Genomic DNA, 12,472 nt, shown 5'->3' with positions numbered 1-12,472 from the left:
TTTATTCCGGATATAGAATTTTGATTTTTCTGATATTGTTATCATTCGGCCAATGATTATCTTTCAGTATTAAAAATTATTAATATTTCGGCTTTTTGTTTTGGTTTTTATAGATCTTGTACTGTTCATTGCCTTTGCCGCAGACTATTCTGAAGACGAATCAGAATTGTATCGCGCTATTAAAATGGGCGATGAAAAAGCCTTTAAGAAATTTTTTGATGCACATTACGATGCTCTCTACGTCTTCCTGCGAAATAGAAATATGTCTCGGGAAGTTGCCGAAGATCTGATTCAGAAAGCGTTTCTGTATATTTGGGAACATCGAAAAAGAATCAAACCAGACCTTTCGTTAAAATCTTACCTCTACCGTATTGCTTATACAAGAATGCTGAATTATGTCAAGCAGAATCCCAATCACGCTGATCTGGAAAACCACGAAATTGATACAACAAAAACACCTCACGATACAGCAGAATATAATGATTTACATTCTGCTTTTATGAAAGCCGTTTCTAATATGCCTGAACGGCGACGGGCAGTGTTTGAAAGTTGTTTTATTGAAGACCTGACATATAAAGAGACGGCCAAATTACTTTCTATAAGTGTAAAAACCGTTGAAAACCATATGGCATTGGCTTTTAAAGATCTGCGGAAAGAATTAAAAATATTTAAGAAAATTTGAGAAATCCTTAGGGGTACCCCTAACCCAAAACTGTAGTAAGGGTAAATCAATCATAGAAATCATGGAATAATGGATCAAATGAATTTACTTAAGAATCTTTGCTTAACTACTGTAATGTTTATTGCAGTTCTCTTTTATGGCTGCGATATCAGTGATTCTAATAAATCAACTGTAAATGAAGAATTAACGGATGAAGAACTTGAGGTTGCGGGACAGATTATTGCCGAATCTCTATCCGATCAAAAAGATGGAATTTTTGCCAGTTTAAATGATGCCTTTTCACTCCCGTCCAGCAGCAATTTCACGGAGAATTCAACAGAAAAAGGGAAGTATGCATCTGCTGTGTTTGGTGCTGCAATGGCAAAAAATAGTGAGACCAATGCCAATAATTACTCCTATAGCTATGATCCGGACACCGGTATTCATCAAGTTAATTTCAGCCGCAGTATCAACGAGCAAAATTTCATCAAAGAGTCCACCGCCGAACTTGAATATATCTACTACGATGCAGAGGGCAACTATATCTACTCCCCGCGTTTAGATAGTGATTTAATTGAAATTATTGAGTACAACGGGTTTCGGTCGGGATCTATCACCACTCCGAATAAGAACTCTTCATACGAAAGAAATGATGAATTTTTGATTGAGGGCCTCTCAACCGGTGGTCCGCTAACCATTGAAGGATTACACGAAGGGAGCGGCCAATTTGAAGTAACGAGAGAGAATGGAAATGTTATTAAGCGGGATTATACACTAACCGTTGAGTTCCTGGATGTACAAATAAATTCACAGACACTATCAGACGGTTCCCTGCAAAAAAGTGTTGAAGGTGCTCTTGCCTACGAAATGATGATCAGCAAGAACCTGAACGGAGATGAGAGCATGAAAACCGTGAACGGTACCATTGAGTTTAATGGAGATGGCACAGCACTTCTTCGGTTCCAGAATATTTTGGATGATTTTAAAGTAACTCTTGAGAAAGGGAATCTTATTGCCGACAACGAATTTGAAGGCTATGTTGAATCTGTTGATACCGAATCAGATCCTCAACAATTCACATTATCGGATGGACATACTTTTCTGTTTGGAACCGACACAGAAATTGATTCAGAAGGAGATCTTTTAACACTAACCGATGTTAAAAGCATTTTAGATGCAGGAATTCGTGTTCGGGCAGAAGGTTCATTTGCTGAAAATGCAGATGGCGCAAAAATCTTACAGAATCTGAAATTTGAGTTTGAGGATGATGATCTTGAATTTGAAAGCACTGTTGAATCGGCCGATACAGAGGGAGGCACTTTTACCCTTAAAAACGGTGATACATATCATATAACGGATGAAACAAATTTTGATGAAGAAGGAGACCTTTTCTCACTGGAAGATCTGATGTGGGCAATCGATAATGATTACACCGTAAAAGCCGAAGGTGAATTCATTCCGGGCGAAGAGGGAGTAAAAAATGTTACCGAAGTAAAACTTGAGTATGATGAAGCAGATTTTGAGTTTGACGATGATGTTTTATCTGCAGATAGCGAAGGCGGTACTTTTGATCTTGAAGACGGAAACACCTACACCATTGTTGAAGGATCAACAGTATTTGATGAAGACAGCGATTACTCAACCCTGGAAGAAGTTGCTACTGCACTCTCGGAGGGAGTAGATATAGAAGCAGAAGGTGATTATGCTCCCCAATCTGATGGTTCACTTCTTGTAACCAATGTGAAGTTTGAATCCGATGAAGCGGACGATGACGGAGATGGCGACGATGAAGATCGCGAAGAAAAACCTTTTAATGGCATTGTTGAATCTGCCGATGCTTCAGAAAAAACCTTTTCACTGACGAACGGCTTACTGCTGCATGTAAATAACGACACCGAATTTGACGATGATATTCAATCGCTCGGCAATCTTGTAGGTGCCCTGCAAAGAGGGGATAAAGTAACTGTTGAAGGTGAATATTTTAAAGATTCGGAGGATAATAATATTGCGATTGAAGCAGAATTTGATGTTGAACGTCGAAATGGAGATGACGATGACGAAGATGAGGAAGATGAAGAAGAGCGGGATGAATTTGAATTTGACGGTGTTGTGCAGTCTGCAAACGCCGCAGCCAAAACATTCCGGATAGATGATCTGACGTTTCTTGTAACGAATGACACTGAATTTGACGGCGACCTCAACTCCATCGGAGACCTGGTTGGTGCCCTTCAAAGAGGTGACGAAGTAGAAGCAGAGGGTGAGTATTACACGGATAGTGACGGACGTAACATCGTAACCGAAGTGGAATTCGATGTTGAACGCCGGGACGAAGACGGCGACGATGACGATGACGGAGATGATGATGGAGATACCGGCTCGGCAGAATTCGAAGACCAGGTTACCTCGGTTAATATCTCCAACCGAACATTTCAACTGGAAGACGGACGTACATTTACCCTTAACGATGATACCAGCATCGAAAATGACGGGGACCTGTTCAGCCTCCAGGATGTAGCCGATGAAATATCCGACGGATTTACCGTTACTGCCGAAGGAGATTATCAGCCAGATGGCGATACCAACGTAGTGATCTCTGTAAAATTCGAAAGTAATCGTGAGGATGATGATGACAGTGATGACGAAAATGAATTCGGCGGGCGCGTAAAGTCTGTTGATACATCATCAAACTCTTTTACACTGATGAATGATCGAGTGTATGTTCTCAGTGATGATGTTGACTTTGATAATGACGGCGATCTGTTCAGTCTCCAGGAAGTTTCTAATGACCTGGCAGATGGATTTGTCGTAACAACCGAAGGAACCTATGATCCACAGGAAGATGGTACAAGACTTGTTGCATCCGTTAAATTCGAAAGCAACAGAGATGATGACGATGATGGAAACGACGACGGGGATGATGACTCCGATGACGATGGAGATGATGAAGACGACCGCGAAGAGTTCGACTTTGATGGATCCGTCACATCAGCCACTTCAAACTCATTCACTCTGAATAGTCAAACTTATTTCATTAATGATGATTCGGAGATTGAGGGCGAAGACGGCATCACTACACTTCAGGATGTGATAGACGCACTGGACAATGGCGACGAAGTGGAAGCTGAAGGTGAGTACTACATCGAAGAAGGCGATAGAATAGTCGTTGAAGTTGAATTTGAAGTCGAACGCAATGAAGACGGCGACAATGATTCTGACGGAGATGATGATTCCGATGATAACGGAGATGACAACGGTAATGATGATGCTGATGGAGATGACGGTAATGACGATGATGGAGATGATGATGATGGAAATACCGGCTCGGCAGAATTCGAAGACCAGGTTACCTCGGTTAATATCTCCAACCGAACATTTCAACTGGAAGACGGACGTACATTTACCCTCAACGATGATACCAGCATCGAAAATGACGGGGACCTGTTCAGCCTCCAGGATGTAGCCGATGAATTATCCGACGGATTTACCGTTACCGCCGAAGGAGATTATCAGCCAGATGGCGATACCAACGTAGTGATCTCTGTAAAATTCGAAAGTAATCGTGAGGATGACGATAACGGGGATGACAACGGTAATGATGATGGCGATGAGGATGATAAAGATGAAGATGACGATTAATAATATTTAGTCACCTAACCGTAGCAGGTATTACTTAAAAATAGGTAATGCCTGCTATTTCTAATGCATATGGCAGACAACAATCAAATACCGGAAACTGACAAAAAGCTTGCTGAACAGGTTGGGACTGCTCTCAAACAGGAGCGTTCCGTAAAGTCAATTGAAGATCCGCTCATTGATCTCATTGCCGATCACAAGAGAAACCTTTTCCTGAGATATGAGAATGAGCTGTCGAAAAGCAAATCACAATCCTGGAATAATATTTCCGAAGGCATCCAGAAGGGTAAAACAGATACCCCTGTTGAAAGTAGCGACAAAATTAATTTAAGACATTTACACAGCTACAAACCCTCGCTTTTGAAAGTTGCAGCTGCTCTTTTAATTGCTATCCTGCTGTCTGTTGCCTACCTGCAGCTTGATTCCGATCAGCCGGAGTTACTGGCCCGGGCGGAATCAAATCAAGTTACATACACCCTGGGCGATCAAACCAGAATACAACTGCGGCCACATTCCAGGCTATTTGTTGTTTCTCAAACTGATGAGGCAGAACGATACAGACTGGAAGGTGAAGCATTTTTTGATGTTACAAAACAGGAAAACCGACGATTTTTAGTTGATGCCGGCCCGGGGGTTATTGAGGTAACCGGAACATCATTTAATATTCGCGAGTGGACGGGAGAAACTGTTGTCTATCTCAAGGATGGTTCATTAACTCTCAACTCATCAGAAAAACCAGGAAAAGTAGTTTTAAAACCGGGAGAAGCTGCTACTGTAAACCCTGATTTTGAAATCTCCAGGCCTGTTCAAACCAATGGAAACGAATTTACATCCTGGCAACAAGATGAAATTGTATTTAACAATCGAACGGTTCAATCCATTATAAAAGAACTTGAATATCACTATTCTATTGATATACAAGTACCGGACCGGTTAAAAAACGAGATTTTAGGAGGAACACTATCATTAGAGAACAAAGAGGTCAGTCTTGAAAATTTAGGAATTGTATTAGGCGGTAATTTTTCTTCAATTGAAGGGGAAACGTATCAATTCGTTGAATAAAGCCAGGCATGACCCATTTTAAGAAGCTCCTTCAGAATATTTCATTTCTGATTTTATTTCTAATCTTTTTCAGTTTGCCCTTTACATCTTATGCCCAGGAGTTTCAATTTGAAAACATCTCTGCAATTGAAGTATTCAACCGAATTGAACAACAAACTGAATTTTCATTTCTATACAGGGAATCACTTGTATCGGACCTCGAGATCAGCCTGAATACTGATCAAAGCTTCCTGGTCCGTGATTTACAGAACTCTCTTCGGCCGCACGATCTTACAGTTCGGGTTGATTCAGTTGGGAGACAACTGATTGTTCTTCCAATGGATGAAGAATTCCACACGAACCAGAGCATTAGAATTTCAGGGCAGATTGTAGATTCTGAGTCCGGTGAGAGACTTCCTTTCAGTACCCTGTCCTGGAGAATAGATGATTCACTCCGGGGTTTGGTAACGGATCAATCAGCTCGATTTCAGATCAGGCTTCAGCCCGACCAACCAACAGTAACCCTTGAAGCATCATACGTTGGATACAAAAAATCGACCCTTTCGCTGGATCTCTCATCCAATGAGCAAATCCGGGATTTAACTATCCGGATGCACCCTGAGCCGATATCCGGATCGGAAATAATTGTTTTGGGAAATAATTACTATTCACCTCAGGATTCCTCTCTGAATGGATTAATTAAAACGGATCGCTTTAGCCCGCTTGGTGAAGATAATGCGGTTCGGGCCCTTCAAATTTTACCTTCAGTTGGAACCACTACAGCTATGAATGACGGCCTGAATGTTCGCGGAAGCACCCCTGATGGGTTTCATCTTGAACTGGATGGAATTACAATATTCAACCAAAGTCATCTTTTTGGCCTGTTAGACAGTTTCAACGAAGATGCCGTTTTAAACAGCGGCTTTTTCTATGATGTAGCACCGGCACATATCCATTCCCCTATTGGCGGAAAGCTCTCCTTAACAACCCGAAATGGTTCCCTTCAAAGCACCGATGTGGAAGCCGGAGTTAGTAATACAAGTATAAAAGTTACAGCAGATGGCCCTTTAAAAAAGGGAAAAAGCAGTTGGCTGGTCTCCGCACGATCATCATACATGAACCAGTTAGAATGGTTCAACAATAATCATCTCGTGCGCTGGGGACTGGATATTAACCGGCCGGGATCGGAGATCTCTTCTGCTCAAAATATCAACTCAGAACTGGTTACTCCCCGCAGTTCCGATGTTTATTATTTTGATATCCATGGCAAATTTAACTTTGAGCAGAAAGACGGGAGCCGAACAATGGCCAGTTTGTATTTTGGTGGAGACAGAACAAGTCAGTTAGCCGATCGGCTTAGCAGGAACAGGCCCTCTGAAGAGCAATTCCGGGCTACAGAGGTTGAAACTGAGAATCGCTGGAACAATTTTGCTCTCTCCACGCAACATCAAAGATCACTATCAACCTCTGTCTACAGTAATACAACAGTTGCCCTGAGTGCCTACGAAACATACTTCAGTAAAGATGATTTTTTGTACACAAATTTCACTCGAATTGGGGAGTCTTTACAAACAACTGTTTTTACCTACCCTTTATTGAATCGAAGCACAATGAACCGGGCTAAACTGGATCAAACCTTCGATCTTTCTTCAGAATTTATCACTCTTAAAACCGGGTTTACCGGCATCTATCATCGCGGGGAATACCAGGAAAATTCGTTTGACCGACAGCAATTTTACACTCAAACTTCAAGTTTTCAGGGAGATCTTTTTGCTCAAACAGAGGTGAACCCCTACAATTTTTTAGAACTGAAATCGGGCCTGAGAACTCATTTTTACACAGCCGGAAATTATTTCAGATTCTCTCCGAGGCTTAAAGCAAATCTGTTTGAAGATCAAAACGTCTCGCTGAGTGTTGGATACAGTAAAAATCACCAGTTCATCAATCGGGTTGGATTTAGCAATGCCGTAACCGCAGATGTTTGGATTCTTGCCAACGAAAACCAGCCGCCCTCCTCGGTTAATCAGCTTACAGCCGGTTTGTATCTAAAACCGTTTCGGCGTCTTTATTTCCAGGCAGAAGGATATCTGAAACATTACGAAAACCTCCGGTCTCATGAATTGAATGCCCAAACTCTTACAAATACATTTACCGATTCTCCATGGTTTTTTGACAATGAGGGCGAGGGAAAAGGAGTTGAGTTTCTCAGTCGTTTTCGATCTGATTTTTTCACTCTAACACAAACTTACACTCTCTCATCCATGAAGCTCAGAAATGAGTCAATTAATGATGGAGAAGAGTTTTTAGCACCTTGGGATCGTACGCATGCGGCTACAACAAATCTTGCAATCGAAATAACGCCAAACATCCAGCTATACGCTGCTTTTATAATCGCCAGCGGATCCGTAACCGGAACGTATGATCTTGCCCGAAACCAAAGTGAGAGACTTGGCCCTTATCAGCGATTGGATCTGTCAGCACTTTTCAGGAAAGAATTAGGCGGAAGTTCAGTCACCGCAAAATTCTCTGTCTTTAATGTTTTGGATGAGCAGAATCCCTGGTATAGAGAGTATCAGCCTGTGATTGTTACGAGAAATACTGTACCAGCAATCCGATCTGAAATTGTGAGTGTGTATGATCTTGGAATCCAACCCTCGTTTGAGATTAAAATAGATTTTTAACCTGTCTCCTGAATTTCGGTGCTCCACCATTTGCAGGATGCCGAACCGGGATATGATCCACCCCAAGTTGAGAAAGGCTGAATTCGCATTTTCGGCCCACTGCCACCATTTTTACATCTTTGAAGAGATTCATAAATGATGTAAGATGCTTCAGCCCTGCTTCCAATTCATCTGCCGCAGGCGTTCGATTGCTCAGTAAACCCTGATCCGGTTTGTACGGATGCCACGGTACCGCATTCCATAAGAACAACTTCATAGGGATTGATACCCAAATCGATCAACGCTCCCCACATGATGGTTGCGGTCGGCTCGCTCATCCCTTTTTCAATGACAGTTGGGCAACTTGTCCGTTGTGGTTCGATCGTTTGAAATACATGATCCGGACGAACACCATATTTCGGTTCCTGGTGACCCAGGAGAATTCGCTCGGAGGTCATGGCTATTCCCGTAAAATGCCCGCCCTGGTACCCAAGCGCTTCCGCAATGAACAGATATTTCGCACTTTCAACCCGCTCACTCAGATAGGTTTTGAGTTGATGACGGCGAATTTCAGGGGCATCTTCCGTTTCATCGTGTTCCTCATCCCGATGATACCAGGGATTGAAAAGGCCTTCGGGGTTGTGTTTTAGCGAAGAGATAAATTCGTCGATCATATTTTAGGGTCCATGTTTCAATCAGTTCGAGACAAAAATAGAAGATTGTTTATACGAAATCAGATGAAAATTTGATCCCCTTTGTGACCACCGTGAATTTATCGTGGCATTGTTGTTCTTAATCATTAATTATGACTATAGCCAACAATTAAATTTATCTTACTTTTAACCACAACGGCTCAAAGAAGTCACAGAGATCACGGCGAAAAGTCAACAATTATTCCACTTTCAGCGAAAAATTGAATTCTTAATACCTAACTCACTGTGTTCTTCGTGAATTCGCTGTGTCTTTGTGGTTTTCTACCTTCATTTACGATTCAAAGGTGGCACAAAGATCGCAACGGGTTAAGGAATTAAAGAATCACTCTTCTAATACCTTTTTTCATCAATGCAACATTGAAATTCAGCAAGAGACCCAATCGAACATTAGTCAATTTCAGATAGGTCAAAACTTGAGCTAAGTGTACATCATGCAGTGCTTCAACAGCTTTTAGTTCAATGATGAGGCGTTCATCCACTAAAAAATCTAATCGGTAAGCTGTAGAAATGGATCGTCCTTTGTATTCAAGGGGAACCTCTACTTGAGAAATGTAAGGAATCGAATTCTCAAATAATTCTGCCTCCATTGCCATTTGATAAGCTGATTCCAATAATCCAGGGCCAAGGTTTCTATGAACCGTAAACGCACAATCCAATACCCTTGATGCTAATTTATTTTCTCTCTCCATTCTCTTATGGTTTAGTTTATATTGAATTCATTTCCTCAATCACCGTAATTTTTTTACCACGGCGACACAGAGAATTCACGGCGAACACAAAGATATCCTCATTCTTTAAAAAGACTCGTTGTGTTCTTTATGCATTCTTTGAGTCTTTGTGGTTTATTCAAGCCCCATCATCAGCTACAAACTAATCTCCATTCCGCGCAAAATACGCCAGCTGTAAAATGCGAAGCTCAGTATAATCCACTGATTTATCGAGTGCATCATAGATTGGCCTGAGGAGTTTTGGCCCCACTTTTTCCATCACTTCGTTTACTTCATCGATTTTTCGTTCAGATAGGCTTGATGCAGCCAGCACTCCATCGGGATCGATCTGGTGACCATCATCTACAAACTTTTTAAGATTGCTGAGAATAGTTACCTCTTTCACGCCGAACTGCTCTGCCAGGTGCTCTATCGATTTGCCTTTATTGTACTCCTCTCCCACACGTTCATATTTTTTCTTTGACTTCGTTTTCTTCACTTTTTTTCGGAGTACTTTTGCTCGCTCCTCAACATCATTCTCTTCACAATATTCTTTGATAATCTCCAGAAAATCATCTCCGTATTTTTTCAATTTCAAGGAACCCACACCGTAAATTCCCATCAGACTCTCCTCATCCTGCGGATAGTAGTAGGACATCTCCATGAGCGTAGTATCGGGGAAAATGATGTAGGGAGGAATCTCCTGCTCGTCGGCCATCTCTTTTCTGTGTTTCCGAAGTTTTTCGAACAGAAATTCATCGTATTTATTTTCCACTTCGTTCTCTGTCCGGGGCATTGCATCTTCAGACGACGTTGTTTTTGTTCTGTCGAGAATACCCCGAACCTGCTCATCACCTTTCAGTACGGCTTTGGCTTCATCGGTCAATAGTAAACTTCCATGCTGGGGATCTTTTTTCAGATACCCTTTCCGAATCAGCATTCGGGAAAGCTGAATCCACTGGTTCTTGCTCCATTCCATCCCAATTCCATAAGTGGAGAGTTTATCGTGACCCTTGCTCAGAACTTTCTTCGCTTCTGATCCGCGTAAGATATCAGCAATATGATATGCACCATACATCTGTTCCGTTCGGGCCACACAACTCAAAAACTTCTGGGCCTGCTCGGTAAAATCCTGCTTCTCTCCTTTTTGCTGCAGGCAGTAATCACACATTCCGCAGTTATCTTTTTCATACTCCTCACCGAAATATTCCATCAGCGGTACTCTGCGGCAGCCGTCATACTCCATAAAATCGAGCAGAGCATCCAGGTGTTTTTTGGCAACCTCTTTCTCCTGCCCCTCTTTTTGATTGATGAAATACTGGATCTTCTGCTTATCCGAATAGCTGTACAGGAGCAGACAATCGGCCTGTATTCCATCACGACCCGCGCGGCCGATCTGCTGGTAGTACGACTCAATATTCTGCGGCATGTCATGATGAATCACAAACCGTACATCCGGCTTGTTGATGCCCATCCCAAACGCAATCGTCGCCACGATGATATCCACATCATCGCGAATAAACGCTTCCTGGTTTCGGGTTCGAGCCATCTCCGAAAGTCCGGCGTGATATGGACGGACGGAATGATCGTTTGCTTTAAGATCAGCGGTTAACTCATCCACCTGCCGCCGGGAAAAACAGTAGATAATCCCGGATTGATCGGGACGTGTGTAGAGAAAATCAAGAATCTGATCCAGCGGATTATCTTTATCCACTACTTTCAAAAGGAGGTTCTTCCGGTCGAAACTGGCCACAAATCGGGCAGAATCCTTCATCTCCAAAATTTGCTGAATATCATCCCGAACTCTTGGAGTGGCGGTAGCTGTTAATGCGAGGCAAACCGCATCAGGAAAATCTTTTCGAACGGTGGCAAGCTGACGATAATCAGGCCGAAAATCGTGTCCCCATTCAGAGATACAGTGCGCCTCATCAATCGTAAAACAGTCGATCTCGAATTCGGTGAGGAGTTTGCGCGTGGAATCCATCATCAATGTTTCCGGGGCCAGGTATAAAAGCTTGGTTTCTCCCCTTCTCAACCGCTCAATATTTTGTTGATACTCCTCCGGTGTGAGTGAACTGTTCAGGTATAAGGCGGGAACTCCAAACTCCTCAAGTTGTTCCACCTGGTCTTTCATTAACGAGATAAGTGGAGAAATGACGACTGTTAATCCGTCAAATATCATAGAGGGAATCTGGTAGCAGATCGACTTTCCGCCCCCTGTTGGCATTATGACCAGTGAATCTTTCTTCTGCAAAACGTTCTGAATAATATCTGCCTGCAGTGGCCTGAATTCATTGTATCCAAAAGTTTGCTGCAGAATTTCTCTTGCTTTTTCTATCATCTAAAAAAATTTGTTGTGATTAATTTCATGGTTTCCTGTATATAGTATGAGACAAAATCTCTGAATCCCTTACAGAATTCGCCCCCAAACATAAAAAAATCTTTAACGAACCTCAGTTATGGATGAAAATAAAGTAAGAACCTTCAAGCGTGCGTAGCTCCTTGAAGCGTTCGGAAATCAATTAATCCCGGGACGCTTGAAGGATCCCGACAAATTATCAAAAGTATATTAACATTCTCCTATCAGTAATATATCGGGAACGCTTCAAGGTCCATAACAACATTGCAATCCAAACATTATGGCTGAAAATAAAACTCAACCTACGGATCAACCTGTAAAATCATTTATCGATTCATTGGATGATCAACAAAAAATAGCCGATTCCTATTCCCTGCTTGAACTGATGAAGGAAGTGACCGGCTGCGAACCCAAAATGTGGGGCGCGAGTATCATTGGCTTTGATCAATATCACTACAAATATGAGAGTGGCCGCGAGGGCGATTTCCTGAAAGTTGGATTTTCACCGCGCAAACGTGAGATGTCTATATACCTGATGTGCAGTTTGGATAAGAATAAAGAACTGTTGAGTAAACTCGGCAAACATCGAACCGGAAAATCGTGTCTTTATGTGAAGAAACTGGATGATATTGATATGGATGTGTTGAGAAACTTGATCGAGGAATCTGTGAAGTTTGTGGATGAGAAGTATGGATAGC

At 42.1% G+C, this 12,472-nt stretch carries 9 protein-coding genes; 5 read left to right on the top strand and 4 right to left on the bottom strand.

Annotated elements, in window-relative coordinates:
• Positions 1 to 100 precede the first annotated feature (100 nt).
• The 4 genes from U5K72_13345 to U5K72_13330 all read left to right on the top strand — a co-directional run bounded on the left by U5K72_13345 (position 101) and on the right by U5K72_13330 (position 8,016).
• A complete protein-coding gene (locus U5K72_13345; protein MDZ7719795.1) occupies positions 101 to 682 on the top strand; it encodes an RNA polymerase sigma-70 factor in 582 nt (193 codons plus the stop codon).
• Between the two features lie 78 nt (positions 683 to 760).
• Positions 761 to 4,297 carry a DUF5666 domain-containing protein gene (locus tag U5K72_13340; protein ID MDZ7719794.1) on the top strand — a complete coding sequence of 1,179 codons (3,537 nt, stop codon included), beginning with the start codon at positions 761 to 763 and terminating at the stop codon, positions 4,295 to 4,297.
• Between the two features lie 69 nt (positions 4,298 to 4,366).
• Positions 4,367 to 5,356 carry a FecR domain-containing protein gene (locus U5K72_13335; GenBank protein MDZ7719793.1) on the top strand — a complete coding sequence of 330 codons (990 nt, stop codon included), beginning with the start codon at positions 4,367 to 4,369 and terminating at the stop codon, positions 5,354 to 5,356.
• Between the two features lie 74 nt (positions 5,357 to 5,430).
• Complete coding sequence (locus U5K72_13330; GenBank protein ID MDZ7719792.1) at positions 5,431 to 8,016, top strand: TonB-dependent receptor; 2,586 nt, start codon at positions 5,431 to 5,433, stop codon at positions 8,014 to 8,016.
• On the opposite strand, the gene U5K72_13325 is transcribed toward U5K72_13330, so the two are convergent.
• The 4 genes from U5K72_13325 to recQ form a co-directional block, all read right to left on the bottom strand.
• On the bottom strand, positions 8,000 to 8,149 hold the full coding sequence (locus U5K72_13325; GenBank protein MDZ7719791.1) for a hypothetical protein: 150 nt from the start codon (positions 8,147 to 8,149) through the stop codon (positions 8,000 to 8,002). The genes U5K72_13330 and U5K72_13325 overlap by 17 nt on opposite strands.
• A gap of 34 nt (positions 8,150 to 8,183) precedes the next feature.
• Positions 8,184 to 8,669 carry a hypothetical protein gene (locus tag U5K72_13320; GenBank protein ID MDZ7719790.1) on the bottom strand — a complete coding sequence of 162 codons (486 nt, stop codon included), beginning with the start codon at positions 8,667 to 8,669 and terminating at the stop codon, positions 8,184 to 8,186.
• A 353-nt stretch (positions 8,670 to 9,022) separates the two neighbouring features.
• Complete coding sequence (locus U5K72_13315; protein ID MDZ7719789.1) at positions 9,023 to 9,397, bottom strand: GxxExxY protein; 375 nt, start codon at positions 9,395 to 9,397, stop codon at positions 9,023 to 9,025.
• Positions 9,398 to 9,578: 181 nt separating this feature from the next.
• Positions 9,579 to 11,756: a DNA helicase RecQ gene (recQ, locus tag U5K72_13310; GenBank protein ID MDZ7719788.1), complete on the bottom strand. Its 2,178-nt coding sequence runs from the start codon at positions 11,754 to 11,756 to the stop codon at positions 9,579 to 9,581.
• Positions 11,757 to 12,054: 298 nt separating this feature from the next.
• On the opposite strand from recQ, the gene U5K72_13305 reads away from it, so the two are divergent.
• Positions 12,055 to 12,471 (top strand): DUF1801 domain-containing protein, encoded by a 417-nt coding sequence (locus tag U5K72_13305; GenBank protein ID MDZ7719787.1) that lies wholly within the window; start codon positions 12,055 to 12,057, stop codon positions 12,469 to 12,471.
• Position 12,472 lies beyond the last annotated feature (1 nt).

It is taken from the genome of Balneolaceae bacterium, from assembly GCA_034521495.1.
Taxonomy (GTDB): Bacteria; Bacteroidota; Rhodothermia; order Balneolales; family Balneolaceae; genus Rhodohalobacter.
The sequence above is the reverse complement of the archived record's forward strand: the minus strand, read 5'-3'. Positions and strand labels throughout refer to the sequence as shown.

Bases quoted from the DNA above. Each gene is read 5' to 3' on its own strand.
- U5K72_13340 (MDZ7719794.1), top strand. From the start codon at position 761: ATGAATTTACTTAAGAATCTTTGCTTAACTACTGTAATGTTTATTGCA.
- U5K72_13335 (MDZ7719793.1), top strand. From the start codon at position 4,367: ATGGCAGACAACAATCAAATACCGGAAACTGACAAAAAGCTTGCTGAA.
- U5K72_13325 (MDZ7719791.1), bottom strand. From the start codon at position 8,149: ATGAATCTCTTCAAAGATGTAAAAATGGTGGCAGTGGGCCGAAAATGC.
- U5K72_13320 (MDZ7719790.1), bottom strand. From the start codon at position 8,669: ATGATCGACGAATTTATCTCTTCGCTAAAACACAACCCCGAAGGCCTT.
- U5K72_13315 (MDZ7719789.1), bottom strand. From the start codon at position 9,397: ATGGAGAGAGAAAATAAATTAGCATCAAGGGTATTGGATTGTGCGTTT.
- recQ (MDZ7719788.1), bottom strand. From the start codon at position 11,756: ATGATAGAAAAAGCAAGAGAAATTCTGCAGCAAACTTTTGGATACAAT.
- U5K72_13305 (MDZ7719787.1), top strand. From the start codon at position 12,055: ATGGCTGAAAATAAAACTCAACCTACGGATCAACCTGTAAAATCATTT.